At 71.8% G+C, this 26451-nt stretch carries 24 protein-coding genes and 1 pseudogene; 6 read left to right on the top strand and 19 right to left on the bottom strand.

What is annotated here, in order from left to right; all coding sequences use genetic code 11:
• A partial coding sequence (locus H297_RS43315; protein WP_486589595.1) for a transposase occupies window positions 1–281 on the bottom strand: 281 nt, incomplete at its 3' end.
• 116 nt (window positions 282–397) lie between these two features.
• On the opposite strand from H297_RS43315, the gene H297_RS42840 reads away from it, so the two are divergent.
• Window positions 398–1197, top strand: a protein-coding gene (locus H297_RS42840; protein WP_486589597.1) for an IS5 family transposase whose coding sequence is annotated in 2 segments (ribosomal slippage) — window positions 398–733 and window positions 736–1197 — 798 coding nt in all. Because the reading frame shifts where the segments join, the coding sequence is not laid out codon by codon here.
• A gap of 644 nt (window positions 1198–1841) precedes the next feature.
• Here H297_RS42840 and H297_RS0120880 read toward each other — a convergent pair.
• Window positions 1842–3221, bottom strand: coding sequence for a class I SAM-dependent RNA methyltransferase (locus H297_RS0120880; RefSeq protein WP_486589594.1), 1380 nt, complete (start codon window positions 3219–3221; stop codon window positions 1842–1844).
• Between the two features lie 89 nt (window positions 3222–3310).
• On the bottom strand, window positions 3311–5416 hold the full coding sequence (locus H297_RS37565) for an APC family permease (protein ID WP_486589593.1): 2106 nt from the start codon (window positions 5414–5416) through the stop codon (window positions 3311–3313).
• Between the two features lie 69 nt (window positions 5417–5485).
• Between H297_RS37565 and H297_RS0120870 the strand changes: the two genes are divergently transcribed.
• Together H297_RS0120870 and H297_RS0120865 are read left to right on the top strand one after the other, a co-directional pair.
• On the top strand, window positions 5486–6145 hold the full coding sequence (locus H297_RS0120870; protein WP_027738645.1) for a potassium channel family protein: 660 nt from the start codon (window positions 5486–5488) through the stop codon (window positions 6143–6145).
• A 25-nt stretch (window positions 6146–6170) separates the two neighbouring features.
• Window positions 6171–6833, top strand: a complete 663-nt coding sequence (locus H297_RS0120865; RefSeq protein ID WP_027738644.1) for a potassium channel family protein — start codon at window positions 6171–6173, stop codon at window positions 6831–6833.
• 59 nt (window positions 6834–6892) lie between these two features.
• On the opposite strand, the gene H297_RS0120860 is transcribed toward H297_RS0120865, so the two are convergent.
• The 9 genes and pseudogenes from H297_RS0120860 to H297_RS0120825 all read right to left on the bottom strand — a co-directional run bounded on the left by H297_RS0120860 (window position 6893) and on the right by H297_RS0120825 (window position 15965).
• Window positions 6893–7894 carry a DUF3048 domain-containing protein gene (locus tag H297_RS0120860; protein ID WP_027738643.1) on the bottom strand — a complete coding sequence of 334 codons (1002 nt, stop codon included), beginning with the start codon at window positions 7892–7894 and terminating at the stop codon, window positions 6893–6895.
• Between the two features lie 162 nt (window positions 7895–8056).
• Window positions 8057–8758, bottom strand: coding sequence for a DUF3159 domain-containing protein (locus tag H297_RS37560; RefSeq protein WP_051352046.1), 702 nt, complete (start codon window positions 8756–8758; stop codon window positions 8057–8059).
• Between the two features lie 204 nt (window positions 8759–8962).
• A complete protein-coding gene (locus H297_RS0120850; RefSeq protein ID WP_027738642.1) occupies window positions 8963–9367 on the bottom strand; it encodes an OB-fold nucleic acid binding domain-containing protein in 405 nt (134 codons plus the stop codon).
• Between the two features lie 95 nt (window positions 9368–9462).
• Window positions 9463–10149, bottom strand: a complete 687-nt coding sequence (locus tag H297_RS0120845; RefSeq protein ID WP_027738641.1) for a response regulator — start codon at window positions 10147–10149, stop codon at window positions 9463–9465.
• 34 nt (window positions 10150–10183) lie between these two features.
• On the bottom strand, window positions 10184–12811 hold the full coding sequence (locus tag H297_RS0120840; RefSeq protein WP_027738640.1) for a sensor histidine kinase: 2628 nt from the start codon (window positions 12809–12811) through the stop codon (window positions 10184–10186).
• A gap of 408 nt (window positions 12812–13219) precedes the next feature.
• Window positions 13220–13714 (bottom strand): annotated as a pseudogene (locus tag H297_RS44435) (ABC transporter ATP-binding protein); the annotation flags it as partial.
• Between the two features lie 229 nt (window positions 13715–13943).
• Entirely contained in the window at window positions 13944–14735 is a 792-nt protein-coding gene (locus H297_RS0120835; protein WP_027738639.1) for a DUF3710 domain-containing protein, read from the bottom strand.
• A gap of 1 nt (window position 14736) precedes the next feature.
• The gene (dut, locus tag H297_RS0120830) at window positions 14737–15366 is read right to left on the bottom strand and encodes a dUTP diphosphatase (RefSeq protein WP_027738638.1); all 630 of its coding nucleotides are present in this window, start codon (window positions 15364–15366) and stop codon (window positions 14737–14739) included.
• A complete protein-coding gene (locus H297_RS0120825) occupies window positions 15363–15965 on the bottom strand; it encodes a PaaI family thioesterase (protein WP_051352039.1) in 603 nt (200 codons plus the stop codon). The genes dut and H297_RS0120825 overlap by 4 nt, the downstream gene beginning before the upstream one ends.
• Before the next feature lie 57 nt (window positions 15966–16022).
• On the opposite strand from H297_RS0120825, the gene H297_RS0120820 reads away from it, so the two are divergent.
• Window positions 16023–16490, top strand: a complete 468-nt coding sequence (locus H297_RS0120820; protein WP_027738636.1) for a DUF3093 domain-containing protein — start codon at window positions 16023–16025, stop codon at window positions 16488–16490.
• 39 nt (window positions 16491–16529) lie between these two features.
• On the opposite strand, the gene H297_RS0120815 is transcribed toward H297_RS0120820, so the two are convergent.
• The 4 genes from H297_RS0120815 to H297_RS0120800 form a co-directional block, all read right to left on the bottom strand.
• Window positions 16530–17252, bottom strand: a complete 723-nt coding sequence (locus H297_RS0120815) for a hypothetical protein (protein ID WP_027738635.1) — start codon at window positions 17250–17252, stop codon at window positions 16530–16532.
• Window positions 17253–17271: 19 nt separating this feature from the next.
• The gene (locus H297_RS0120810; RefSeq protein ID WP_027738634.1) at window positions 17272–17571 is read right to left on the bottom strand and encodes a DUF4193 domain-containing protein; all 300 of its coding nucleotides are present in this window, start codon (window positions 17569–17571) and stop codon (window positions 17272–17274) included.
• 465 nt (window positions 17572–18036) lie between these two features.
• The gene (locus H297_RS0120805) at window positions 18037–19329 is read right to left on the bottom strand and encodes a sensor histidine kinase (RefSeq protein WP_027738633.1); all 1293 of its coding nucleotides are present in this window, start codon (window positions 19327–19329) and stop codon (window positions 18037–18039) included.
• A gap of 6 nt (window positions 19330–19335) precedes the next feature.
• Complete coding sequence (locus H297_RS0120800; protein ID WP_027738632.1) at window positions 19336–19989, bottom strand: response regulator transcription factor; 654 nt, start codon at window positions 19987–19989, stop codon at window positions 19336–19338.
• Between the two features lie 379 nt (window positions 19990–20368).
• Here H297_RS0120800 and H297_RS43775 point away from each other — a divergent pair, with 379 nt between their 5' ends.
• Window positions 20369–20530 (top strand): hypothetical protein, encoded by a 162-nt coding sequence (locus H297_RS43775; protein WP_181856676.1) that lies wholly within the window; start codon window positions 20369–20371, stop codon window positions 20528–20530.
• Window positions 20531–20671: 141 nt separating this feature from the next.
• Here the strand turns inward: H297_RS43775 and H297_RS0120790 are convergent, their stop codons facing one another.
• Window positions 20672–21505: an inositol monophosphatase family protein gene (locus H297_RS0120790; RefSeq protein WP_051352038.1), complete on the bottom strand. Its 834-nt coding sequence runs from the start codon at window positions 21503–21505 to the stop codon at window positions 20672–20674.
• 223 nt (window positions 21506–21728) lie between these two features.
• On the bottom strand, window positions 21729–22889 hold the full coding sequence (locus H297_RS0120785; RefSeq protein WP_027738630.1) for a ferrochelatase: 1161 nt from the start codon (window positions 22887–22889) through the stop codon (window positions 21729–21731).
• A 436-nt stretch (window positions 22890–23325) separates the two neighbouring features.
• On the opposite strand from H297_RS0120785, the gene H297_RS0120780 reads away from it, so the two are divergent.
• The gene (locus H297_RS0120780; RefSeq protein WP_027738629.1) at window positions 23326–24654 is read left to right on the top strand and encodes a D-arabinono-1,4-lactone oxidase; all 1329 of its coding nucleotides are present in this window, start codon (window positions 23326–23328) and stop codon (window positions 24652–24654) included.
• A gap of 268 nt (window positions 24655–24922) precedes the next feature.
• Here the strand turns inward: H297_RS0120780 and H297_RS37555 are convergent, their stop codons facing one another.
• Entirely contained in the window at window positions 24923–26275 is a 1353-nt protein-coding gene (locus H297_RS37555) for a hypothetical protein (protein ID WP_051352036.1), read from the bottom strand.
• Window positions 26276–26451: the final 176 nt, after the last annotated feature.

The following is a 26451-nucleotide window of genomic DNA, read 5'->3' as shown; positions in this document are numbered from 1 at the left end:
TTGCGGAGTTCCGCGAGGGGGATCTCGTGCAGGCGGGGCCAGATGCCGGCCTCGGCCCAGTCCCGCAGGCGCCGCCAGCACGTCACCCCGCTGCAGCCGATCGTCTCGGTCGGCACGTCCGCCCAGGCCACACCCGTGCGCAGCACGTAGACGATCCCGCGCAGAGCCGCACGGTCCTCCGCCGGCAGGCGGCCCGGGTACCGCCGACGCCGCGGCGGACGAGGCGGGAGCAACGGAGCGACACGATCCCACAGATCATCAGGCACCAGATCATCCGACACCCGCACGACTCTGCCGCCGACCAGCCCAACTGCCAAGCCTGTGAGCTGAACTCATTCTGAAATGATCAGTTAAAAGTCATCTCATTTGGTTGAGTAGGCTGTTGGCTGTGGTGGGGATCGTTGAGCGGCTGGTGCCGGATGAGTTGTGGGAGTTGTTCCAGCGGGTTGTGCCGGAGGCGCCATCACGGCCTCAAGGTGGGGATCGGCGCCGTCATGGTGATCGGGAGGTGCTGGCGGCGATCGTGTTCGTGGCGACGTCGGGCTGCACGTGGCAGCAGGTGCCTGCTGCATCGTTCGGGCCGTCGGGGGCTACCGCCAACCGTCGTTTTTCGGAGTGGTCGAAGGCCCGGGTGTGGGCCAAGCTGCACCGCCTGGTCCTGGATGAACTCGGCTCCCGCGGCGAATTGGACTGGTCGCGGTGTGCGGCCGACTCGGTGAACATGCGGGCGACGAAAAGGGGGACCTGACGGGTCCGAATCCTGTGGACCGGGGCAAGTACGGCTCGAAGATCCACTTGATCACCGAGCGGACCGGTCTGCCCCTGTCCGCCTGCATCTCGGGAGCGAACCTGCACGACAGCCAGGCCCTGAATCCCCTGGTGAAGGGCATACCTCCGGTCCGCTCCCGCCGGGGTCCCCGACGGCGCAAGCCCGGCAAGCTTCACGCCGACAAGGGCTACGACTACTCCCACCTGCGCCGATGGTTACGCGAGCGCAGCATCACCCACCGCATCGCGCGTAAGGGCATCGAGAACTCCCAGCGACTGGGACGTCACCGCTGGACCGTCGAACGCACGATGGCCTGGCTCGCCGGATGCCGTCGACTCCACCGCCGCTACGAACGCAAAGCCGAGCACTTCCTCGCCTTCACCAGCATCGCCTGCACCCTCATCTGCTACCACAGACTCACCAAATGAGATGAATTCTAAGGCCCCGCTCCGGGTCGGTGTCCGCCTGCCGCCCGGCCTGTTGCGAACCCTCCAGGGTTGATGACGGCCAGAGGAGAGCCGCTTGCCGTCCACGTAGTCAGGACCTCACTGACCAGCGCGAATGCACTACCGGAGGCTCGCTGCAGAACCGGGGCCTCAGTCCCCTCCGCTAGCTACCCTGACCAGGAACTTTACCCTCGCGTCGTCATGGACCCTGGAGGATTCGCAACGTATCCGTTTGCAGCCCGGCCAGCGCCCGGTCCACCGTCGCCATCAGCCTGGACGGCTCAACGCCTCCGTTCGCCCGCTACTGACAGAGGGAAATGCCCCCGACCAGGACGATCGGGTGGGAATATGGGTCGAGTCCCTCTCCCGACGCAGACGTGAGCCCCAACTGTGCGGGTCGAGCGTTCGCAACGAGTACGAGGGTCCATGGGCACGCGCACCCTCCTCGTCGTCGCTGCCCTGCCGTCAGCCCACCTCCGCGAACTGGCCAGCGCATGGCCAGCTCAGAGCTCCACCTCGACCATGATCAACGAGCGTCAAGATACCTCGGAGAGCGTCATTTCAGCGTCAAGATATCGCCCGTAACGCCCACTCCGCACATAACGCACACCACTCGAACCCGCAGTTCAGGACCCCTTCCCCACCGGCTCCAACACCGCCACGCACTCCATGTGATGCGTCATCGGGAACAGGTCGAAGGCCCGCAGGAAGCGGGGGCGGTAGGCGGCCCGGGCGAAGTAGGAGAGGTCGCGGGAGAGGGCCGCGGGATCGCAGGCGACGTAGGCGATGCGGCGGGGGCCGAGGGAGGCGATGCGGTCGACGAGGGCTCTGCCGGCGCCCGTACGGGGCGGGTCGAGGACGACGAGGTCGGCCTCGGTGATGCCGGTGCGGGGCAGCACCTTCTCGACCTTGCCCGCTTCGACGCGGACCCGCGGGAACTCGGAGAGGTTCTTGCGGGCGTCGGCGACGGCCCGCTTGTCGGACTCGATACCGAGGACAGCGCCCTGTTCGCCGATGCGGTCGGCCAGTGCGCCGGCGAACAGGCCGACGCCGCAGTACAGATCGAGGGCCGTCTCGCCCTTGCGCGGGGTGAGGCCGCGCATGACGGCGTCGACGAGGACCTCGGCGGCCTGCGGGTGGACCTGCCAGAAGCCGCCCTCGCCGACCCGCCAGGTGCGGCCGTCGGCACGTTCGCGGACGAAGTCACGTCCGTGCACGCGGTGGACGGCACGGTCCCGTTCGCCGACGCGGAGGACGGAGACCTCACGGTCGAGCTCCACGAGGGGAAGGCGGCCGCCGGGGCGCGGGGTGAGGATCACCTGGCGGTCGGCGGACCCGGTGGCGGCGATCGCATCGACGGACGCGATCTGCGGCCACTGGCGGGCCTCGACGCCCAACTCCTCGACGCCGGGGGCGGCGATCAGGCAGTGGTCGATGCGCTGCACCTCGTGCGAGCGGTGCTTGAGCAGGCCCGGATGGCCCTCGGCGTCGACGGTGTAGTGCACGCGGGTGCGCCAGGCGGGGACCTCGCCGGGGGCGACCTTGTCACCGGGTGCGGGCTCGACGGTGCCGTCCCAGGAGACGTCCTCGGGGGTCAGGCCGGCCAGCCGCTGGAGCTGTTCGGTCAGGACGTCGGCCTTGAGCCGGCGCTGCGCACCGGGTTTGACGTGCTGCCAGTCGCAGCCGCCGCAGCGCCCCGGACCGGAGAACGGACAGGGCGCCTCGATGCGCTCCTTGGCGGGCTCGATCACCCGTACCGCGTCGGCGCGCAGGAAGCGGGAGTCGGCGTGTCCCTCGGTCACCCGGGCGACGACGCGCTCCCCCGGCAGCGTGTGCCGTACGAAGAGCACCTGGCCGCTCCCGGTGCGGGCGACGCAGTGGCCGCCGTGCGCCACCGGGCCGACCTCGACCTCGTACTCCTCCCCCACGAGAGAAGGGGCGGCGTCTCCCGTGGAGGAGGCGGCGCCCTTCCCGGGCACGTGAGCGGACGCGCTGGCTTCGGGCATGAGGAAGTAGCTCCAGGGGAAACAGGGAAACGGCGCCTCGGCGGGGCTCCGGGACATCGGGTGGGCGGTCGCGGCCGCGGCGGCCGAGTCTACTTGCCGGACTCCTTGCCGCGCTGCCGCGTCAGGCTCCCCCCGCCGTCAACGCCGCCGTCCCGGCCGTCCCGGCCGACCTTGCGGGGCGGGATCACCGGTCCGCGCCGCACGGAGCCGGGCGCGTTCCACTGCTCCCGCTTGCGGGCCCGCCGCTTGGCGAGCTCGGAGGACTCCAGCTGGAAGGGCACCGAGGTGACCATCACACCGGGGGTGAACAGCAGCCGGCCCTTGAGCCGGAGCGCGCTTTGATTGTGCAACAGGTGCTCGTACCAGCGGCCGACGACGTATTCGGGGATGAAGACGCTGACGACGTCGCGGGGCTGCTCCTGGCGGAGCCGCTTGACGTAGTCGATGACGGGGCGCGAGATCTCGCGGTAGGGCGAGTCGAGGATGGTGAGCGGGATGTCGATGCCGCTGTCCTCCCACTCCCGGCGAAGCTGTTCCGTCTCGGCGTGGTCGACGTTGACGGTGACGGCCTCCAAGGTGTCGGAGCGCATCAGCTTGGCGTAGCGCAGAGCCCGCAGCGTCGGCTTGTGGATCTTGGATACGAGCACGAACGAGTGAACCCGCGCGGGCCTGAGCTGCGGTTCGGCCGTCTCGTCCGCCGCGAGCTCCTCCAGGACCCCGTCGTAGTGGCGGCGGATGGCCGTCATCACGGCGTAGAAGAGGGCCATGCCCATCAGCGAGACCCAGGCGCCGTGCGTGAACTTCGTCACCAGGACGACGACCAGCACCAGGCCCGTCAGGAGGGCGCCGAAGGTGTTGATGGCCCGTGAGCGGTGCATGTGGCGGCGGCGCCCCGGGTCGTTCTCCGTGGTCAGCAGCCGGTTCCAGTGGCGGACCATGCCGGTCTGGCTGAGCGTGAAGGAGACGAACACCCCCACGATGTAGAGCTGGATGAGGCGGGTGGAGTCGGCCCCGTAGACCACCACGAGTATCGCGGCCGCGCCGGCCAGCAGCACGATGCCGTTGGAGAAGGCGAGGCGGTCTCCGCGGGTGTGCAACTGACGCGGCAGGTACCGGTCCTGCGCCAGGATGGAGCCGAGCAGCGGGAAGCCGTTGTAGGCGGTGTTGGCCGCCAGGAACAGCACCAGCGCGGTGGCGGCGGCCAGGAAGACGAACGGGGCCGTGCCGTCGCCGAACACCGCGGCGGCGACCTGGGAGATCACCGGGTTCTGGGTGTAGCCCTCCCCCGCCGGGTGACCGTCGATCAGCAGGTCCTTCGCCGGGTTCTCCGCCATCTTCACGTGCGTGACGAGGGCGAATGCGATGATGCCGCAGAACATGGTGACGGCGAGCGCGCCCATGAGCGCCAGCGTCGTCGCCGCGTTCCTCGACTTGGGCTTGCGGAAGGCGGGCACGCCGTTGCTGATCGCCTCGACACCGGTGAGCGCGGCGCAGCCCGAGGAGAAGGCCCGCAGCAGCAGGAACGCCAGCGCGAACCCGGCGATGCCGTGCTGCTCGGTGTGGAGGTGGTAGTCGGCGGTGGGGGCGCGCATCTCGTCGCCCAGCAGCAGGCCGCGCACCAGCCCCCAGAGGAGCAGGGCGAAGACACCGACGACGAAGCAGTAGGTGGGGACGGCGAAGAGTTTGCCGGACTCGCGTACCCCGCGCAGGTTCATCAGGGTCAGCAGCACGATGACCGCGACCGCGCAGAAGGTCTTGTGTTCGACGACGAAGGGGATGGCCGAGCCGAGGTTCTCCACCCCGGAGGAGATGGAGACCGCCACGGTGAGGACGTAGTCGACCAGCAGCGCGCTGGCGACGGTCAGGCCCGCTCTGCGTCCGAGGTTGGTGGTCGCCACCTCGTAATCACCGCCGCCGCTCGGGTAGGCGCGGACGTTCTGCCGGTAGGAGGCCACGACCGTGAACATCAGTACGACGACGGCGACCGCGATCCACGGGCTGAAGCTGTAGGCCGAGGCTCCCGCGACCGAGAGGACCAGCAACACCTCGCCGGGGGCGTAGGCCACGGAAGAGAGCGGGTCCGAGGCGAAGACGGGGAGGGCGAGACGCTTGGGCAGAAGCGTCTCGCCGAGCCTGTCGCTGCGGAGCGCCCTCCCGAGGAGAAGTCGTTTCGGTACGTCGGTCATCCTGGACACGCAGAGGATCGTATGCGGTCAGTCGTGCGATGCTGAGACGGCCCGCTGTACGGGACGAAGGGACGGGCGTTGCACATTGTGATCATGGGCTGCGGACGAGTAGGAGCGGAGCTCGCGCAGACCCTGGAGCGACAGGGCCACACGGTGGCGGTCATCGACCGTGACCCGACCGCCTTCCGCCGCCTCGGCTCGGGCTTCGGCGGCCGTCGGGTCACAGGCATCGGCTTCGACCAGGACACCCTGCGCGAGGCCGGGATAGAGGAGGCCGGTGCGTTCGCCGCGGTCAGCAGCGGCGACAACTCCAACATCATCGCGGCCCGGGTGGCACGTGAGATGTTCGGCACAACGCACGTGGCCGCGCGGATCTACGACCCGCGGCGTGCCGAGGTCTACCAGCGCCTGGGCATCCCCACGGTGGCGACCGTGCGCTGGACCGCCGACCAGATGCTGCGCCGCCTGCTGCCCTCGGGGGCCGAGCCGCTGTGGCGGGACCCGAGCGGTGCGGTGCAGCTCGCCGAGGTCGACACGTCCCCGGCATGGGTGGGGCAGCGCGTGAGCAGGCTCCAGGAGGAGGCCGGCGTGCGTATCGCGTTCCTCACCCGCCTGGGCGAGGCCGTGCTGCCCACCTCCCAGACGGTGCTGCAGGAGGGCGACCTGGTGCATGTGATGATGCGCTGCGAGGACGTCGCCCGGGTCGAAGAAGTATTTGCTGTGGGACCGGAATCGTGAGCGAAGCGAACAAGGGGAATGCGGCATGAGGGTCGCGATCGCTGGAGCCGGGGCCGTCGGCCGGTCCATCGCGGGTGAGCTGCTGGAGAACGGGCACGAGGTCCTGCTGATCGACAAGGCACCGACGGCGATCTCCGTCGAGCGGGTGCCGCAGGCCGAGTGGCTGCTGGCGGACGCCTGCGAGATCACCTCGCTCGACGAGGCGGCGCTGGAGCGCTGCCACACGGTGATCGCCGCGACGGGTGACGACAAGGTCAACCTGGTTGTCTCCTTGCTGGCCAAGACCGAGTACGGCGTGCCTCGCGTCGTCGCCCGCGTCAACAACCCGAAGAACGAGTGGCTGTTCAACGAGTCGTGGGGCGTGGACGTCGCCGTCTCGACGCCGCGCCTGATGTCGGCACTCGTCGAGGAGGCCGTCAGCGTCGGCGACCTGGTGCGGCTGATGCGCTTCTCGCAGGGCGACGCCAACCTGGTGGAGCTGACCCTGCCGCCCGAGTCGACGCTGGCCGGCACTCGCGTCGGTGACGTGAACTGGCCCGAGGACACCTCGCTGGTCACCATCATCCGCGGCAACCGCGTGCTCACTCCGGACCGGGACGACGCCCTAGAGGTCGGCGACGAGCTGCTCTTCGTGGCGGCGCCAATCCGCGAGGAGCAGCTTGAGGAGCTGCTCTCCGCCCGCTCCTAGTCCAGCCGGGACCGCAGGAGGACGGGCACGGGCGTACGCACGCCGCGGCGGGCGCGGCTTCAGTCGGCGCGCACCAGGGCGACCCAGACGGGTCCACGCGCGAACGGGAGTCCATGCCCCTGGGCGGTGGTGAAGGTGGTGCCTCCGCCCGCCGAGGGGCGCGACCAGTGGGCCTCGTACGCCTTGCCGTCCCGCAGCACCCGCGCGCGGCCCGAGCCCACCGTCTCCGTGTACGGGGTGACGCTGCCGCCGCTGTCGCGGTACGCGGAGGGGCGGACGGTCACGTACTGGATCACCACGGTGGCGGGCTCCGGCCCCCTGTCACCGTCGGCACCGTGTCGCGCGGGTGTGCCGTCCATCTCCACCAGCCAGCGTCGGCGTTCCTTCGACCAGGTGAAGGTGAAGGACGCAGCCGGGTAGCGGACGGTCTCCCGAGCCGTGTCACGTCCGCCCTCGGGTGCCTCACCGAAGCGGAAGCCGATGTCGCGGGGCGCGGAGGCCCCGCTGGCGGCCCGCTCGGCACGGCGGCCGCGCAGGTACAGGTTGTGCGGGGCGCTGCGGTCCGCGTGCCGCTCGTAGCCGTCGCCCAGTTCGCCGGGCGACAGCAGGCGCAGCGGGGCCTTCCGCAGGAGAGGCAGCAGCCTGTGCTGGACGCCGGAGAACGCCAGGGCCGGCTCGCCGAACTGACGCAGCAGCTCGATGTCGGACTCCCGCGCGCTGCGGACGGGGCCGATGGTTGCGGGGATCGTCGAGGCGAACACGGCCAGGATGCGGCTGAGACCCGCCTCGACCTGCTCGGTGCAGACGATGTCGGCGTCCGCCAGGCCCGACTGCGGGCGCGCCGCCGGGACGTTGTCGACCTTCACGGCCAGTACGTGGTCGCCCCGCTGCCGCTCCCCTGTGAAGGGTGAGGCGTCCCCGTCGGGGCCGCCCGCCCCGTCCGTCCGGCACCCACCGAGCGCACCGGCTCCGGTGAGTACCGCGCCACCAGCGACAGCAAGTACCGTCCGACGCGGGGTGCCACGCCGGGCCCGTCCGGTACCCGTCGGCCCCGTCACCATGCCGCACCGCCTCCCTCTCGCCCGTCGGCTCGCCGGTCTCCGGGCTGTCCGGCTGTCCGGCTGTCCGGCTGTCCGGCTGTCCGTAGGAAGGCTTCCCCGTGAGCGGGGGCGTCGCACCGGAAGAGCCCGGTCGGGCCATCGGGTGCGGCCCGGGGGCGGGGGTCAGCGGCGGTGGCGTCCGGAGGTGCCCGCCTCGGCCGCAGCCGCCTTCGCGGCTGCCTTCTCGGACTTGGCGGCGTCCTCCTCGGCCTCCATCTCGGCGAGGACGTTGATCGGCGGCGGCGCCTTCGCCAGGAAGATCCAGGTGAGGTAGACGGCCAGCAGGAAGGGCGGAATCTTCAGTATGACCGTCACCCAGCCGAACTGGGTGGTGTCGCCCCAGAAGTAGAGCGGAAAGAGCACCGCCGACTTGCCGAGCAGGATGAATCCCCAGGCGTAACTGGCCTTTGTGTACGCCTTTTTGCGGCCGGGGTTGCGCTTGCGCCAGGAGAGGTTCTCCTTGAACACCGGGCCGAGGACCAGACCGAGCAGCGGGACGCCGGCAAGGGAGGTGACGATGTAGCCGAGTGCCAGGCCGAGCGTGTACAGCATGCCCGGCAGGTAGAAGTCCTTGGCATTGCCGGTCATCATCGCGAACAGCACACCGAAGCCGACGCCGAAGATCCCGCTGAACGCGTGCTTGACGGTGTCCTTGCGCAGCAGGCGGACGACGACCATCACGCCGGAGATCACCAGGGAGGTGATGGCGGCGGTGCGGATGTCCTTGTTCACCGTGTACATCGCGATGAAGACCAGGCCGGGAACGGTGGTCTCGATCAGCCCGCGAATGCCGCCGAACGCCTCGAACAAGGCGGCCTCGGTCACCGCCTGCGAGCCGGTCTCCTCGGCCGGCTGTCCGGCACCGGCACGGGCCGCATCGGACCGGTCGGCACCGAGCCCGTCGGCGACGGACCGGTCACCGGCGCTGCCGGCCCGCTCCGAGGCGCCTGGCTCGGCCCCCGGCGGTCTGGCGCCGCTCCGGTCGGCCGCCTCCGCCGGTTCGGTCTGCTTGTCGGGAGGAATCACCCGCTACTCCTGTCCGAGGGGTCGCAGCTCGTACTTGGGATTGAACATCACGGGACGGCCGTGACTGGTGGTGATCCGTCCCCAGACGATCAGCTTGCGGCCCGGCTCGATGCCCGCGATGGAGCGGCGGCCCAGCCAGACGACGTCCAACGGCGCCGACCCGTCGAACAGCTCGGCCTCCAGCGTCGGGACCCCGGCGCGCGGCCGCAGCGTCACAGTGCGCAGCGTACCGGTCACCCGCACCATGTCGCGGTCGCTGCACTCGGAGATCCGGGTACAGCCGGTGTCCTCGGCTTCCTCGCGCAGTTCGGCGGAGCGCAGGTCCTCCTCGGAGGAGGAGAGCCGTTCCAGAAACCGCCGGAAACGCCCGCTTCCGGTGCCCCGCTGCTCTCGGGTGGCGCCAGTCATAACGGCCAGGGTACCCGCCTGCAACCCCCGCTGTTTCCCCTGGCGACGGCCCGTCGGCGCGGCTCGCCGGCCGGTCGCGTCGCGGGACGGAGGGGTCACTTCTCGAACCGGTAGCCCATGCCGGCCTCGGTGACGAAGTGCCGGGGGTGGGCGGGGTCGGTCTCCAGTTTGCGGCGGAGCTGAGCCATGTAGACGCGCAAATAGTTGGTCTCGGTGCCGTACGAGGGGCCCCAGACCTCCTTGAGCAGCTGCTTCTGGCTCACCAGGCGGCCGGGGCTGCGCACCAGCACCTCCAGCAGGTGCCACTCGGTGGGCGTGAGCCGGACGTCGTCGCCGCCGCGCCGCACCTTCTTCGCGGCCAGGTCCACCGTGAAGGTGCCGGTCTCGATGACGCCGGCGCCGTCGGGCACCCCGGCGGGCGGTTCGGCCCTGCGGACGGCGGCGCGCAGCCGGGCCAGCAGCTCGTCCATCCCGAACGGCTTGGTCACGTAGTCGTCGGCACCCGCGTCGAGGGCTTCGACCTTCTCGTCGGAGGTCTGCCGGGCGGAGAGCACCAGGATCGGTATGCGCGTCCAGCCGCGGATGCCGCGGATGACGTCCACACCGTCCATGTCGGGCAGGCCCAGGTCGAGGATGACGACATCGGGGTGGCGGTCGGCGGCCAGCCGCAGGGCGGTGGCGCCGTCGTGCGCCGCGTCCACCTCGTACTTGCGCGCCTTGAGGTTGATGACGAGGGCGCGGACGATCTGCGGCTCGTCGTCGACCACGAGCACCCGGTGCATGCTTGCTTCCTCCCGGTCCTTCGGTTGTGACCGCTCAGACCCGGTTGCGCCGGAGCTGGAGCGGTGCGTCGGTGCGCGCCGGCGTGCGCGGGCGTACGGGTCCACGCCCGTGCGCCGCGCACAGCGTGAGCACCATGGTCATGCCTCCACCGGGGGTGTCCTCCGCCTCCAGGCTGCCGTCCATGGCCTCGGCGAAGCCGCGGGCCACCGCAAGACCGAGACCGACTCCGGCACCGCCGGGCGCGTCCCCGTAGCGCTGGAACGGCTCGAAGATGCGGTCCTTGTCGCTGTCGGGCACGCCGGGGCCACGGTCGGTGACCCGCACCTCCACCCGGTCGGCCAGCGCGCTCGCCTTGATGAGCACCTTCTTGCCGTCGGGGCTGTACTTGACGGCGTTCTCCACCAGGTTGGCGACGGTCCGCTCCAGCAGCCCGGGGTCGACGGCGACCAGTGGCAGCGCCTCGGCCACGGCGAGCCGCACGCTGCCCTCGGGGACGCCGCCCAGCGCCCTGGGAACGACCTCCTCCAGGCTGATGTCCCGGATGAGGGGCCGCACCGTCCCGGTGTGCAGGCGAGACATGTCCAGCAGGTTGCCGACGAGGTTGTCCAGCTTGTCGGCGCCCTCCTCGATGGCGCCCAGCAGCTCGGCCTCGTCCTCCGGCGACCACTGCACGTCGTCGGAGCGCAGCGAGGAGACGGAGGCCTTGATGGCGGCGAGCGGGGTGCGCAGGTCGTGGCTGACGGCGGCCAGCAGGGCGGTACGGATGCGGTTGCCCTCGGCCAGCTCGCGCGCCTGTTCGGCCTCGCCCAGCAGCCGCTGCCGGTCGAGGACACCGACGGCCTGCGCGGCGAAGGCGGCCAGCACCCTGCGGTCCTCCGCGGGCAGCGCCCTGCCGCGCAGGACCAGCATCATGTTGTCGCCGACCGGCATCTCCGTGTCGCCGTCCTCCGGTCCGGCCGGCCACTCCTCGTCCTCGGCGACCCCGACGCTGCCCGCACAGGTCCAGGGAGCCCGCTCCCCGGCGCGCTCCAGCAGGGCCACGCAGTCCATGGCGAACGTCTCGCGCACCCGCTCCAGCAGCGCCTCCAGGCTGGCCCCCGGACCGCCGTTCTCCTGCTGGGCCTCACCGCGCAGCACGCTGCCCGCCAGGACGGAGAGGATCTCCGACTCGGCGCGCAGCCTGGCCGCCTGCTGGGTGCGCCGCGCGGCCAGGTCCACCACCGAGGCCACGGCGACGGCCACCCCGAAGAAGACGGCCAGCGAGACGATGTTGCGGCCGCTGCTGATGGTCCAGGTGTGCACGGGGTCGGTGAAGCAGTAGTTGAGCAGCGCGGAGCAGACGGCCGCGGACGCCAGCGCCGGCAGCAGCCCGCCCACCAGCCCGGCAGCCACCGTCAGCACCAGGAAGAGCAGCACGTCGTTGGCGAAGCCCACGTCCGGGTCCAGCGCCAGCATCGCGAAGGTCAGCAGAGCGGGGGCGCCGAGCGCGGTCAGCCAGCCGGCGACGAGGCGGGATCTGCCCAGCCGCGCCGCCCGCGCCACCGGCAGCCCGCGCCCCTTGGCCACCTCGTCGTGGGTGACGATGTGGACGTCCAGGTCCGGCCCCGAGTCGCGTGCGACGGTCGCGCCGACGCCGGGCCCGAAGACGTATTGCCAGGCCTTGCGGCGGGAGGAGCCCAGGACGATCTGGGTCGCGTTGACGCCGCGCGCGAACTCCAGCAGCGCCTCGGGAACGTCGTCCCCGATGACGTGGTGGTAGGTGCCGCCCAGGCCCTCGACGAGGGAACGCTGGACGGCCAGCTCCTTGGGAGAGGCGGGGGTGAGACCGTCGGCGCGGGAGATGTGGACGGCGAGGATCTCGCTGCCCGAACCCTTGGCGGCCATCCGCGCCGCGCGGCGGACGAGCGTGCGCCCCTCGGGCCCGCCCGTGAGGCCGACGACGATGCGCTCACGGGCCTGCCAGGTGGAGCGTATGCGGTGCTCGGAGCGGTACTGCTGGAGGTACTCGTCGACCCGGTCGGCCGTCCACAGCAGCGCCAGCTCCCGCAGCGCGGTCAGGTTGCCGGGGCGGAAGTAGTTGGACAGCGCGGCGTCGACCCGGTCCGGCGCGTAGACGTTCCCGTGCGCCAGGCGGCGGCGCAGGGCCTGGGGCGACATGTCCACCAGTTCGATCTGGTCGGCACGCCGCACCACCTCGTCCGGCACGGTTTCGCGTTGCCGTACGCCGGTGATGGACTCCACCACGTCACCCAGCGACTCCAGGTGCTGGATGTTGACGGTGGAGACGACGTCGATGCCCGCGGCGAGCAGTTCCTCGATGTCCTGCCAGCGCTTGTCGTGCCGCGAGCCGGGCGCGTTGGTGTGGGCCAACTCGTCGACCACCGCGACGGCGGGGCAGCGGGCCAGCACCGCGTCCGTGTCCATCTCGGTGAGCTCGGCACCGCGGTGGGTGACCGTGCGGCGCGGGATCTGTTCGAGGCCGTGCAGCAGCGCTTCGGTGCGCGGCCGGTCGTGGTGCTCGACGTATCCGACCACCACGTCGGTGCCCCGCTCCGCACGGCGGTGGGCCTCGGCCAGCACGGCGTACGTCTTGCCGACCCCAGGCGCCGCCCCGAGGAAGACCCGAAGCTGACCCCGCCGCGGCTGAGCTGCAGACGACATGCCCCCATTGTCACCGCTGCCACCTCCTTCCCCTCCCCGGAACGTGCGCCGCGGCGTCAGGGTTCCGTAAGGATCGCGGTGCCCTCGCCCGGGCGGACCGGGCGGACCGGGCGGACCGGGCGGACCGGGCGGACCGGGCGGACCGGGCGGACCGGGCGATCCGGATGATCCGTGCCGTCCTGGCGGGGAGCCACCACCTCCGGGGGTCCGCCCCCTCGCCGGTGCTGCCCGTCTAGTGCCGTCCGCGAGCTCCACCACGTGGTCGGCGAGGTCGAGCGGGCTCTCGTCATAGGTGGCGACCAGCGCCGTGACGGGCTCGGCACCGTCGCCCTCACCGCGGACCACGGCGCGCAGCAGCCCGCTCACGGCGTGCCCGGTCTCGGCGTCCAACCGGCCGGTGGGCTCGTCGGCCAGCGGCAGGGCGGGCCGGTCGGCCGGCGCGCGAGCGATGGCCACCCGCTGTCGCTGGCCACCGGACAGCTCGTCCGGGCGCTGCCGGGCGTGCTCGGTGTGAGCCCTACGAGGGCGAGCAGCAGGTCGCCCCGCTCCTCCCGCGGGGACCGGCAGCCGGCACAGCCGCAGGGGCACGCCGACGTCCTCGGCCGCCGTGCGGACGGGCAGCAGCGCGAAGGACTGGAGGACGAAGCCGACCCGCTCGCGGCACAGCGCAAGGCTCTCGCTCTCCGAGAGCGTCGCCAGGTCGGTGCCGTCGACGGTGACCCGGCCCGCGTCGGGTACGTCGAGCCCGCCCACCAGGTTGAGCAGCGTCGTCTTCCCGGAGCCGGAACGGCCACGGACTGCGACGGGTTCCCCGCGTGCGACGGTGAGGGGGACGCCACGCAGCGCGTACACCGCGGTCGGGCCCCGCCCGTAGGTGCGGTGCACCTGGGCGAGCTCCACCATGGGGCGCGTCCCGCGGCCCGCCGCCGCCTGTGTCAACGTCCCCCCTGCGCTCGCGAGTTGGGGGTGACCGAACGCGCGCCAGTACGGGTCCGGGCACGACGGCGCGGCAATGCGCCGCCCACCGGAGCCCCGCGACGCACCTCGCGCAGGAGCCCGTCGCCGCCCCGCACGCACGAGACGGCCGGGCCCCTGCTGGAGGGGCCCGGCCGTCGTACGTACCGCGGAGGGGTCAGCGCACCTCGGAGATCTCCGGGCCGCGCTGGAGCTTGTCGAGGCCACCGGCGAACCGGGAGCCCTCCTCGACGGTCTCCTGCTGCACACCGTCGGGCACCATCTGTGCGTCCTGCGGCAGCTTGAGGACGATGGGGTCCCGCGGGGCCATCGGGCCCTCGCCACGCACCACGACGGTGTCACGGAGGATCTGCTCCAGGATGCCCGCAGCCTCCGGCTGCACCGCGCCCTGGCCCGAGATCACGCCGCGCAGGAACCAGCGCGGGCCGTCGACGCCCACGAACCGCACGACCTGTACACCGCCGGTCCCGTCCGGGAGCTGCACCGGCACCTGGGCACGCAGCTCCCAGCCCAGCGGGCCTTCGGTCTCGTCGATCACGCCGCCCTGCTGGGTGATGCCCGTGGCGATCTCCTCGCGCACCTCGTCCCAGATGCCCTCGCGCTTGGGCGCGGCGAACGCCTGGAGCTGGACCGCGCTGTCCTGGAGCACGACGGTGGCGGCGACGATCGCGTCCCCCGCGACCTCGACCCGCAGTTCCATGCCCTCGACACCGGGCACGAACATGCCGCCGAGATCGACCCTGCCGGACTCGGGCTCGCTCACCTCGGTGATGTCCCAGGGACCGTCGGGCCGGGGCGCCGGGGGCAGTTTGACCCTGGTCTCCTCGCCCTTGGCCTCGTCGGTCTCCGCCTCGTCGGCCGGTTCGTCCAGACCGTCCTGTTCCGTCTCGAACTCGTCCGATCCGCCCTCGTCAGGCTCTTCGCTCTTCTTGCGACGACGTCCGAACACGTCACTGTCCTCTCAGGTCGGAAACTCGATCGGCACCGACCGCACCGTAATCCTTCTGCTGAGCAGCTTGCTGCCGGGTGGTACCGGATTCCTCGGGCGCGGCGGCCCGGGGTACGCCCGGCGCGGCGGTGCCGGGCTCCTCGGAGGCGGCGGCATCCGGCCGGCCCGGTCGGCCTGCCGCATGGCCGCCCGTCGAACCGAAACCGCCCGCGGCGCGCACCGAGCCGGGCAACTGGTCGACCTCGCGGAACCGCACCTTCTCCACCTGCTGGACAACGAGTTGGGCGATACGGTCGAACCGCTCGAACCGCACGGACTCGCGCGGATCCAGGTTGGCCACGATCACCTTGATCTCACCACGGTACCCGGCGTCCACCGTTCCCGGTGCATTCACCAAACAGACGCCGCAGCGGGCCGCCAGGCCGGACCGCGGGTGCACGAAGGCGGCGTAACCGTCCGGGAGGGCCAGGGAGATGCCCGTCGGCAGCACCGTCCGCTCCCCCGGCGCCAACTCCGCGGCCTCGGTGGTCACCAGGTCGCACCCCGCGTCTCCCGGGTGCTGGTAGGAGGGCAGGGGCACCTCGGGGTCGGTGCGCCGCAGCAGGATGTCGACGGGTGCGCGTTCGGTCACGGGTTCACCTCGAAGGCGCGGGCGCGCCTGACCTGGTCGGGATCGTCCATGGCCGCCTGGATCTCCTCCTGGCGGCCGTTCTCGACGAAGTGCTCCACCTTCACCTCGATGAAGACGGCGTCGGCGCGCACAGCCACCGGCCCTTCGGGGCCGCCCGTCCGGCCGGTCGCCGTGCAGTAGATCTTGCGCCCGTGCACGGCGGTCACGTGGGCGTCGAGGTGCAGCACCGTGTCCACCGGTACCGGCAGCAGGAAGTCCGTCTCCAGCCGGCCCGTCACGGCGATCACGTGCATCAGCCAGTTCAGCGAGCCCAGCGTCTCGTCCAGCGCGCTGGTCAGCACCCCGCCATGGGCGAGGCCGGGAGCGCCCTGGTGGGCGGGCCTGACGGTGAACTCCGCGACGACGCTCACCCCCTCACCGGCGCGCGCCTGGAGGTGCAGGCCGTGCGGCTGCTCCTCGCCGCAGCCGAAACACATGCCGTAATGGGCACCCAGCAACGTGCCGGGGGCGGGGGCTTCGGGATGACGCACCGGTGCCACCGCGTCGGGCGGCGGCACGAGCGAGGTCTTCGGGGAACTGGCGGGATCGACTGCACTCACGCGTCCAGACCTTACCGTCGTGCGGGCGCCTCCGGGACGCCGTGCCAAGCTGGAGACATGGATCCCGCGCCCGCGCCCTACGACGAACGCCTGACGGCCCCCCGCTCCTGGTGGCTGATCGCCGCCGGCATCGGTGTGGGCTGCGCCCTGATGCTCTTCCCCTTCGGGCCTCTTCCGCTGCTGGGCGGGCTGGTGGGCGGCGCGGCGCTGGCGGCCGTCTGCGTGAGCGCGTACGGCGGTGTTCGGGTGCGTGTGGTGGCCGGCTCCCTGGTGGCGGGAGAGGCCCGGATCCCGGTGTCGGCGCTGGGTGAGGCGGAGCCGCTGGACGCGGAGGAGGCCCGCGCCTGGCGCTCGTACAAGGCGGACACCCGCGCGCACATGGTGCTGCGGGGCTACGTGCCCACGGCGGTACGCGTGGAGGTGACCGACCCGGAGGACCCGACGCCCTATGTGTACGTCTCCACACGCCATCCGAAGGAGCTGGCCGCCGCGCTGCGGGCCGCCCGGCAGGACGCCCTGCCCTGACCCCGGATGCGGAGAACCACGCACCCGGACCCCGGCCCCCTACGCGCCTGTACCGCGACGCAGGTCCGCGCGGACGCGGGCGGCGAGCTTCGCGGTGTCCCGCCGGTTCAGGTACGCCCCGACCGCGGCACCGATCAGGAAGGGCGTGAGGTTGGGCAGGTTGCGCAGCGTGCGCTTCATGATCTGCTGCCGCAGTCGGCGGCGGAGCTGCCCGCCCATGGCCGCGTTCACGGTCGAGGGCCTGGCCAGCTCGATGCCGCGCTCACCGGTCCACGCGCTCAGATAGGCCAGCGCCCGCTCGCGCGCGTTACCCGGCGCTCGTCGGCCGTAGACCTCGTGCAGCTCGGCGATCAGCTTCAGCTCGACGCCGGCCACACCGACGATCTCGGCGGCCAGCTCGGCGGGCATGGCAGGCGGCACCGGCAGCATGGCGGCGGCTCCCACCCCTGCGCCGACGGTAGCCGCCCCCTTGGTGGCCCCTGCCACCAGCTTGTCGGCGAGCTCCTCGGTGCCCAGGCCGGGGAACTGTGTGCGCAGTGTCTGAAGATCCCGCACCGGCACACGCGGCGCGGTCTCGATGATGCGGTCCGCGACGACGCGCAGAAAGGCGCTCGTACGGCGCCCCCGCGCGCGCCGCAACCGCTTGTCGTGCTCGTTCACGGACAGCGCCGAGCCGTCCGCCGTCCCGTCCCCGTACGGCACGAGCGAGGCCGACCGGTCATGAGGGCCTCGCTCGTCGTCACGTGCGTCGTCGACCGCCACGGGCAGCAGTCCCGCTCGGTCAGGCCGCGCAGTCGCGGCAGATCGGCTGGCCGTTCTTCTCCGCGGCGAGCTGCGAGCGGTGGTGCACCAGGAAGCAGCTCATGCACGTGAACTCGTCCGCCTGGCGGGGCAGCACCCGCACGGACAGTTCCTCGTTGGAGAGGTCCGCGCCCGGGAGCTCAAGCCCCTCGGCCTGCTCGAACTCGTCCACGTCGACGTTGGTCGCGGACTTGTCGTTCCGCCGGGCCTTGAGCTCCTCGATGCTGTCTTCATTGACGTCGTCGTCGGTCTTGCGTGGAGTGTCGTAATCCGTAGCCATGTTTCGCTCTCCCCCTCTGGGTGTCTGTGGTGTCTCCAGCGCACGTAACGCGTGAGAGGCCGGACTTGTGCCCGGCCCGAGGCGGAGATTTTGCCTCACATCAAGGTCTGTTACTCAATCGACACCCAACCGCACCCCTGAAGAGGTGATCACGTCGGCTGCCGAGGAGGACCATAGACGGTCTCCGGTAGTGCTCCGCGCACGCCATCCCGGGTACTGCCCACGATCTCCACCTGCGGAAACCTGGACTTTCCCGGATTTCTTCCCGCGTGATGGACACACTGCGCGCTCCCCCGGAAATTCGCGTGTGTGATCGATCACAACGCCTTCGCAACCGGAGCGACGTCCGCCGATTCCACGCCCGGCGCACTGCCGCATCGGCTGCGTGCAGCTTCTATCCGTCACGTCTTGTCATCGTCACAGTCCTCTCGTCCGTCTCCTCGTCCCACACTGTCCGCCCACGGCTCACAGCGGGAGCGTCACCCGTACGATCAGGCCGCCGTCCTCGCGGGGCACGGCCGCGACCGCGCCGCCGTGCGCCCGCGCCACCGAGCGCACGATCGACAGCCCCAGCCCGACCCCCTTGTCGCTGCCCGTCCGCTCCGTACGCAGACGCCGGAACGGCTCGAAGAGGTTGTCCACCTCGTAGGCGGGGACGACGGGGCCGGTGTTCTCGACGACCAGGACGGCCTGCCCCGGCTGGGCCTCCGTGCGGACCGAGACCCATCCCCCTTCACGCAGGTTGTAGCGCACGGCATTCTGCACCAGGTTCAGCGCGACCCGCTCCAGCAGTACCCCGTTGCCCTGTACATATGTCGGCTGGCGTGCACCGCTCAGCTCCACCCCCTTGGTGTCCGCCTCGCCGCGCGCCTGCTCCACCGCCTGCGAGGCGACCTCCGCGAGATCCACGGGCTTGCGGTCCACCAGCTCGTTCTCGCTCCGGGCGAGCAGCAGGAGGCCCTCGACGAGTTGCTCGCTGCGCTCATTGGTCGCCAGCAGCGTCTTGGCGAGCTGCTGGAGCTCCGGGGAGCCCTCCGGGTCGGCGAGCTGGACCTCCAGCAGGGTGCGGTTGATCGCCAGCGGCGTGCGCAGCTCGTGCGAGGCGTTCGCCACGAACCGCTGCTGCGCCGTGAAGGCCCGGTTCAGCCGGTCGAGCATCTCGTCGAAGGTGTCCGCCAGCTCCTTGAGCTCGTCGTCCGGGCCCTCCAGCTCGATCCGCTTGTGCAGGTCGGAGCCGGCCACCTGGCGGGCCGTGCGGGTGATGCGGCCCAGCGGGGAGAGGACCCGCCCCGCCATCACGTAGCCGAAGGCGAAGGCGGCCACCGCCAGGCCCAGGAGAGCCAGCAGGGAGCGCCGCAGCAGCCCGTCCAGGGCGATCCTGCGCTGCGCATCCAGGCAGGAGGAGAGACGGTCCATGAAGGCGTCGCTGGGCAGCGTCCCGGTCAGCCCCGGGCACCGGTCGGAAGTGGGCTGGGTCTTCCCGCTGAGGATGCGGAAGGGAAGCTCGCTGAGGTTGTCCATCGCCTGCGCGGCCAGCAGGTAGATGATCGCCAGCAGCAGCATGCCGGCGATCAGGAACATCCCCCCGTACAGCAGGGTGAGCCGTATCCGGATGGTGGGCCGCAGCCAGGGGGACGAGCGGGCCGTCTCACGCGGGTCCCACTGCGGTTTGGGCGGTGTGCGCGGGGCCGCGGGGCCGGTGCCGTTGCCACCGCTGCCGTCCCAGTCGGTCCCCGCGGAGGAGGTGGTGGGTGCCATCGACGATCAGATCCGGTACCCCGCGCCGGGCACGGTGAGGATCACGGGCGGCTCCCCGAGCTTGCGGCGCAGCGTCATGACGGTGACCCGCACCACGTTGGTGAACGGGTCGGTGTTCTCGTCCCACGCCTTTTCGAGCAGCTGTTCCGCCGAGACGACGGCTCCCTCGGCCCGCATCAGCACCTCCAGCACAGCGAACTCCTTCGGTGCGAGCTGCACCTCCGCGCCGTCCCGCGAGACCTCGCGGCGGCCCGGGTCCAACTTGATTCCGGCCCGCTCCAGGACGGGCGGCAGCGCCGTGGTCGTACGCCGCCCCAGCGCGCGCACGCGTGCCGTCAGCTCGGAGAAGGCGAACGGCTTGGGCAGGTAGTCGTCGGCCCCCAGCTCCAGGCCCTCCACCCGGTCGCTGACGTCCCCCGAGGCGGTGAGCATCAGCACCCGTGTGGGCAGGCCCAGCTCCACGATCCGGCGGCACACGTCGTCCCCGTGGACGACCGGCAGGTCACGGTCGAGGACGACGACGTCGTAGTCGTTGATGTCGATGCGCTCCTGCGCCGACGCTCCGTCGTAGACCACATCGACGGCCATGGCCTCCCGGCGGAGGCCCGTCGCCACGGCATCGGCGAGCAACTGCTCGTCCTCGACGACGAGTACGCGCACGGCGCTTTTCCTTCCCTGTGATGGTGCGGGGGCATGACGAGCCCCGGGCGGAGCTGGGGGACCGTACCTCCCATCCTGCCTCGGACGCCGGTAAGCCGGCGGTAAGAGACGAGGTGGCAGACGTACGGCTGCCGGGTCCGGTGCCGGAGGGAGGCCCGTGTCTCCAGGGCGGCCCGGGACCCTCACACTTTTTTCAGCCCGGTTGAGGTTTCTCTGAGGTTTTCGCTGGGGAGGACGGAAACACCACCCGCGATCACGCCCTGTGCGCAGCGTGCCACAAGCCGCCGCTGACGCAGTCGGGGACCACGCCGTGACCGGGACTCGCACGGAAAACCCTCGGCACACCCCGTGCCACCGACCCGCGACGAGGGGGCACACCATGGACGCGTTCACCGCCGGCATCCTGCAGCGCATAAGGACCACCGAGTCCGACCTGCACCGCGCACGTGAATCGGGCGACGACTTCCTCGTGGACGTCGAGCAGTCGGAACTGGAAGACCTGCACCGCCTCGCCGCCGAGCACGGCGTACAGGTCGCCTGACGGCGCTCCGACCGACAACCGTGGTGCGGCCCCCGGAAGGGGGCCGCACCTTTTGCGTGCCCACGCGGCCCTCTGCGGCCCGCCTGCGCTGCTGCCTGCCCGCGTGCGCGTACGTCTGCCTACGTCTCGTCCGTGCGCCCCTCAGTCGTGCCAGGCGCCCAGGCGCTCCAGCAGCGGCTGGAGGGTCCCGAAGACGCCCGGGGAGGCCGCGAGGGTGAGGTCGCCGTCGGCGGGGCTGCCCGGCCGGCCGCCCGTCAGGGCTCCCGCCTCGCGGGCGACGAGGTCACCGGCGGCGAGGTCCCAGGGGTTGAGGCCGCGTTCGTAGTAGCCGTCGAGCCGGCCGGTGGCGACGTCGCACAGGTCGATGGCCGCCGAGCCGCCGCGTCGGATGTCCCGCACCTGCGGCAGCAGTTCCTGTGCGACGGCAGCCTGGGCGGCACGCCGCTCGGCGATGTAGCCGAACCCGGTACCGATGAGCGCCTGCGCCAGCGGCGGCGAGGGCCGGCAGCGCACGGCACGGCCGTTGAGCCAGGCGCCTTGCCCGAGGACGGCGTGCCAGGTCTCGTTACGTATCGGAGCCGCCACCACGCCCACCAGGCGCTCTCCCCGGTACTCGGCGGCGATGGAGACGGACCAGTCGGGGCGCCCGTACAGGTAGTTGACGGTGCCGTCGACCGGGTCGATCACCCAGCGGACACCGGAGGTGCCCTCGCGGGAGGCGCCCTCCTCGCCGAGGAAGCCGTCGTCGGGCCGGTGCTCGGTCAGGTATCCGGTGATCAGCTTCTCGGAGGCCAGGTCCATCTCGGTGACGACGTCGATGGGGCTGGTCTTGGTCGCGGCCACGCCCAGGTCGGCGGGGCGGCCGTCGCGCAGGAGAGCGCCCGCGCGGGCCGCCGCCTCCTGCGCGAGGGTGAGCAGCTCGGCCTTCAGCGCCTCGTCGGCGCCCTGGGATGCGGACTGCGGCGTGTCGGTCACGGGGTCGTGCTCCTGTCGTCGGGGGAGGTCCGGTCGTCCCGCTCGGGGCTTCCGGTGGTTCGGAGGCAACATCCGGCCGTCCGGGCGCGGGCACGCCTGTGCTCCGGGGTGCGCCGTGGTGCCCTGCCGGGCCGCCGGGAGCCTGCGTGGGCGGTGCCACCGGTGCGCTCGGGCGGCGGGGGCCGGGCGGACACGGGCCCGGCACATGCGGGCCGAGCGCCCGTCAGAACGCCGGCGCGTCGGCGCCCGCCGCCGCGGGCCTGGGCGTACGGGCCGGACAGCAGCCCACCGGGCACAGGTCATGGCTCGGGCCGAGAGCGCCCAGTGCGCACCGGACCGGCTCCTGGCCCCGTTCCGCGGCGGCCCGCTCCAGCACCAGGTCGCGGACCGCGGCGGCGAAGCGCGGGTCGGCTCCGACCGTGGGCGAGCGGCGGGCGGGCAGCCCCAGCTCCTCCGCCTTGGCCATGGCCTCGGTGTCCAGGTCGTACAGGACCTCCATGTGGTCCGAGACGAATCCGATGGGCACCATCACGGCGGCCGGTACGCCCTCGCCGTGCAGCTCTTCCAGGTGGTCGCAGATGTCCGGCTCCAGCCACGGCACCGAAGGCGGACCGCTGCGCGACTGGTAGACGAGACTCCAGGGGTGCGCCGTACCGGTGCGCTCGCGTACGGCCTCGGTGATCAGGGCGGCGACGTCCAGGTGCTCCGCCACGTAGGCGCCGCCGTCACCGTGCGCCTCCACCGGGCCGGAGGTGTCGGCCGCGGCCGTGGGGATGGAGTGGGTGCTGAAGGCGAGGTGGGCGCCGGCGCGGACGTCCGCGGGAAGCTCGGCGAGGGAGGCCAGCACGCCGTCGACCACCGGCCCGACGAAGCCGGGGTGGTTGAAGTAGTGCCGCAGCTTGTCCACGCGGGGGACCTCCAGTCCCTCCGCGCGCAGCGCGGCCAGCGACTCGGCGAGGTTCTCGCGGTACTGACGGCAGCCGGAGTACGAGGCGTAGGCACTGGTCGCCAGCGTCAGCACGCGGCGGTGCCCGTCGCGGACGATCTCACGCAGGACATCGGCCAGATACGGCGCCCAGTTGCGGTTGCCCCAGTAGACCGGCAGGTCGAGACCGTGCTCGGCGAAGTCCTTACGGAGCGCCTGGAGCAGTTCGCGGTTCTGCGCGTTGATCGGGCTGACGCCGCCGAAGAGGTAGTAGTGCTGCCCCACCTCTTCGAGGCGTTCCCGGGGGATGCCGCGTCCACGAGTGACGTTCTCCAGGAAGGGGACGACGTCGTCGACTCCCTCGGGGCCGCCGAAGGAGAGCAGCAGGAGCGCGTCGTAGGGGGCCGGGGAGGCGTCCCGCTCGGGGGCGGGTGATTCGGTGGGCAGCACATCGGACATGTCTCGATCCTGCCATCCCGCGCAACCAAGGGGCGGGCGGCCTCTCCTCGCACAACGGCGGCTGCCGGATGCCCCCGCGGGGGTCGTGAGTATGATCCCACTCCAACTGGTGGGGAACCTGCCCTCCCTGGCCGTGGCGCTCTTCCTCGCGGGCATGACCCTTGCCCCGGGGTGGCCACCACCGTGGCCTTCGTCGCCGAGCTCGTCCCTGTGCGCCCGACTGACCGAGGGCGGCGTGGACCGACGGAGGGCTCGCGGCCGGGAACCGGCGCCGCGTGCCCGGCAGCCCGGTCCGGCTGCCGACGTGCTGGTGCCGGCGGGGCCTCCCGTGCTCCTGCTGCGGCAGGTGCGCCGGCGGCCTTGGCGGCGTTCCTCGGCTACCGCCGGCCGAGCTTTCGGCCGGCGCCGCGGCGAGAGGGGACGGTCAGTGACGAGCGTGCGGCAAGCGACGGACAGCACAGCGGCGACATGGCGCAACTGGGCCGGCAATGTGACCGCCACACCCCGGCGGACCGTGGCGCCCTCCTCGACGGAGGCCCTGGCCGAGGTGGTGCGCCGCGCGGCCGCCGAGGGGCTGCGGGTCAAGGCGGCGGGCACCGGTCACTCGTTCACGGCCGCCGCCGTGACCGACGGAGTGCTGATACGCCCCGAGCAGTTGACCGGAATCCGGGGGATCGACCGGGAGGCCGGCACGGTCACCGTCGCCGCGGGCACTCCGCTGAAGGCGCTGAACGCCGCACTGGCCGCACGGGGCCTGTCGCTGACGAACATGGGCGACATCATGGAGCAGACCGTTTCGGGCGCCGTCAGCACCGGCACCCACGGCACAGGGCGGGACTCGGCCTCCGTGGCGGCGCAGATCAAGGGGCTGACGCTGGTCCTGGCGGACGGTTCGGTGATGCGCTGCTCGGCCGAGGGGACACCGGAGGAGCGGGCTGCCTTCGACGCCGCCCGGATCGGGCTGGGGGCGCTGGGGGTGATCACCGAGGTCACCTTCGCAGTGGAGCCGGAGTTCCTGCTCACCGCGCGCGAGGAACCGATGTCTTTCGCGCAGGTGACGGCCGAGTTCGACCAGCTCGTGGCCGAGAACGAACACTTCGAGTTCTACTGGTTCCCGCACACCGACCACTGCAACACCAAGCGCAACAACCGTGGCGCCGGGCCCGCCGCCCCGCTCCCCCGGGTGCGCGGCTGGGTCGACGACGAGTTGCTCTCCAACGGGGTCTTCCAGGCGGCCTGCGCGCTCGGCAGGGCCGTCCCTGCGACCATCCCGGGCATCGCCCGCCTCTCCAGCCGCGCCCTGTCGGCCCGCACCTACACGGACATCCCCTACAAGGTCTTCACCAGCCCGCGCCGGGTGCGCTTCGTGGAGATGGAGTACGCCGTCCCGCGCGCCGCCCTCACCGGCGCACTCCGGGAGCTCAAGTCGCTGGTGGAGCGCTCCGACTTGCGGGTGAGCTTCCCCGTCGAGATCCGGACCGCGCCGGCCGACGACATCCCGCTGTCGACGGCGAGTGGACGCGAGACGGCATACGTGGCCGTGCACATGTACCGGGGGACGCCCCACGAGGCGTACTTCAGCTCCGTCGAACGCATCATGACGGCGCACGCCGGGCGGCCGCACTGGGGAAAGCTGCACAGCAGGGACGCGGAGTACCTCGCCGGGGTGTACCCGCGGTTCACCGAGTTCACCACCCTGCGCGACCGGCTCGACCCGGACCGCGTCTTCGGCAACCCCTATCTGCGCCGTGTGCTGGGCGACTGACACGCCTGCGGTCCGTCGGGGGCTCCACCTGCGCGGTGTACGGGCCCGACCTGCCGTGCGTACCGGGTGATCGTCCACCGCGGTGCGCTCCCGCCGCAGCCGGAACGGATTGCGGCCGGAACCGGCGACGGACGCCGAAGGGGCCGGGCATCCCGTGTCAGAGGGTGCCCGGCCCCTTCGGTCCGGGGGACGGGGTCGGTCCGTTCGCCCCGGGGATCAGGAGCCGGCCCGGGGCGTCAGGGGCACGGGACGCGCAGCCTGGGCGTCACTACTGGGAATCGCTGCCCGGCTGTTCGCCCTGGGGCAGCTTGTTGCTGCCGGTACCGGCGTTGCCCGAGCCGTTGTCCGAGCCGGCGCCGCCGTCGTTCTGGCGGCTGTCGGAACCGCCGCTGTCGTCGGGGGTGCTGCCGGTGTCCTCGCTCCCTGAGCCGTCCGTGGCGCCCGGCCCGCTCTGCGACGGGTCGGGGGTCGGAGTCGACTTGTCACCGCCGTTCCCGGATCCGGGCTGCTCGCTGCGGTCGCCACCCTGGCCGCCGGGGTCGGTGGAGGGCTGGGACTCCTCGGGGGTGGGCGTCGAGCTGTCGCCGCTCCCCGAGTGACCGGGCGTCGGCGTGGCGGGCGGGGCGTCCGGGCTCTCGTCACCGGACGAGCCGTGGCCCGACCGGAACACGTCGCTGACGGACGTGCCCTTGCCGCCGGATACGGAGTGCCCGGAGAGGGCTTCGTACAGCGTGATGCCGCCGATCGCGATCACGAACACCAGCGCCGCGGGCAGCAGCGTGCGCCGCCAGCCGCGCCACTTGGTGCCGTGAGTCGTCCCGTCGGTGAACTCTCCGTCCCCTGGCAGCTTTCCCGGGCCGTCGGTCCCCATGGGCCGCTGGACGGTGCCCAGCACGCGGGTGGCGTCGTCGCCGGGCAGCGCCCGCGTCGTGTCCGCGTCCGGGCCCGCCTCCGCGGGACGGGCCTTGCCTCCGGCGTCCGCAGGAGGCGGCGCGTCCGGGAGGCGCAGCGCCCTGGTCGCGTCGTCGGCCGGGGCCCCGGCCCGGTTCGCCGGCCGGCCGGTGCGCAGGGCGTGGGTGACCTGGTCGACGCTCAGGGCGCGGGTCGCCTGGTCGAGCTCCGGGGCACGGGTTGCGTCACCGGCGCTCGCCGGGTGTGCCGCGCCGCCGGTGCCGCCCCTGGCTGTCCGCTCCGGCAGCCCGCCGGGGACCGTTTGGACGGCCTGGGTCCGGGAGAACGATTCGGCGTTGTGGACGGCCTGGGCGGTGTGGTCGCCCTGATCGTCCTTCCAGTCGGGCGCCGGGTCCTGTACGGGAACCCGGCGCGCCTTCGGCGGAACCGTGACTTCCTTGATCTGCTTGCCGGTCCTGCTGAAGAAGTGCTGGAAGATCGGGCCCCCGCTGGTGGCGACGAGGCTCACCACACCGGCACCGAGGAACGTGCCGTAGACACCGAGCTGGCCCGCGGCGAACGCGGCGACCACTGCGGCGACGGCGCTGCCCAAAACCTGGGCCAGGCTCAGATCGAGCTTCTTGCCACTCCTGCTCTCCTCCGTATCCGGTCCCGGATCCACCCCGGAACCCCGTTGGCCGGTTATGTGGTGCTTGTCCTGCTTGTCCATTTACCGCCCTTGATCGCACACTCCAACCACTGTGCACGAATAGGGGACTTTCCGGAGAAGCCACAGGTTCCGTTTCGGGTGGTTCTGTGACCCTTCCCACCCCCGTATCCACGCCAAATGGACTCTTGGGGCGTCAACTCCCTTACTCGGGGGCAACTTCGGTGGCGCGGCGGTCC

Source organism: Streptomyces sp. CNT360 (assembly GCF_000424785.1).
This window is presented reverse-complemented; position numbering and strand designations above follow the sequence as displayed.

Bases quoted from the DNA above. Each gene is read 5' to 3' on its own strand.
- H297_RS0120880 (WP_486589594.1), bottom strand. From the start codon at position 3,221: ATGCCCGAAGCCAGCGCGTCCGCTCACGTGCCCGGGAAGGGCGCCGCC.
- H297_RS0120865 (WP_027738644.1), top strand. From the start codon at position 6,171: ATGAGGGTCGCGATCGCTGGAGCCGGGGCCGTCGGCCGGTCCATCGCG.
- H297_RS0120860 (WP_027738643.1), bottom strand. From the start codon at position 7,894: ATGGTGACGGGGCCGACGGGTACCGGACGGGCCCGGCGTGGCACCCCG.
- H297_RS0120850 (WP_027738642.1), bottom strand. From the start codon at position 9,367: ATGACTGGCGCCACCCGAGAGCAGCGGGGCACCGGAAGCGGGCGTTTC.
- H297_RS0120845 (WP_027738641.1), bottom strand. From the start codon at position 10,149: ATGCACCGGGTGCTCGTGGTCGACGACGAGCCGCAGATCGTCCGCGCC.
- H297_RS0120840 (WP_027738640.1), bottom strand. From the start codon at position 12,811: ATGTCGTCTGCAGCTCAGCCGCGGCGGGGTCAGCTTCGGGTCTTCCTC.
- H297_RS0120820 (WP_027738636.1), top strand. From the start codon at position 16,023: ATGGATCCCGCGCCCGCGCCCTACGACGAACGCCTGACGGCCCCCCGC.
- H297_RS0120810 (WP_027738634.1), bottom strand. From the start codon at position 17,571: ATGGCTACGGATTACGACACTCCACGCAAGACCGACGACGACGTCAAT.
- H297_RS0120805 (WP_027738633.1), bottom strand. From the start codon at position 19,329: ATGGCACCCACCACCTCCTCCGCGGGGACCGACTGGGACGGCAGCGGT.
- H297_RS43775 (WP_181856676.1), top strand. From the start codon at position 20,369: ATGGACGCGTTCACCGCCGGCATCCTGCAGCGCATAAGGACCACCGAG.
- H297_RS0120785 (WP_027738630.1), bottom strand. From the start codon at position 22,889: ATGTCCGATGTGCTGCCCACCGAATCACCCGCCCCCGAGCGGGACGCC.
- H297_RS37555 (WP_051352036.1), bottom strand. From the start codon at position 26,275: ATGGACAAGCAGGACAAGCACCACATAACCGGCCAACGGGGTTCCGGG.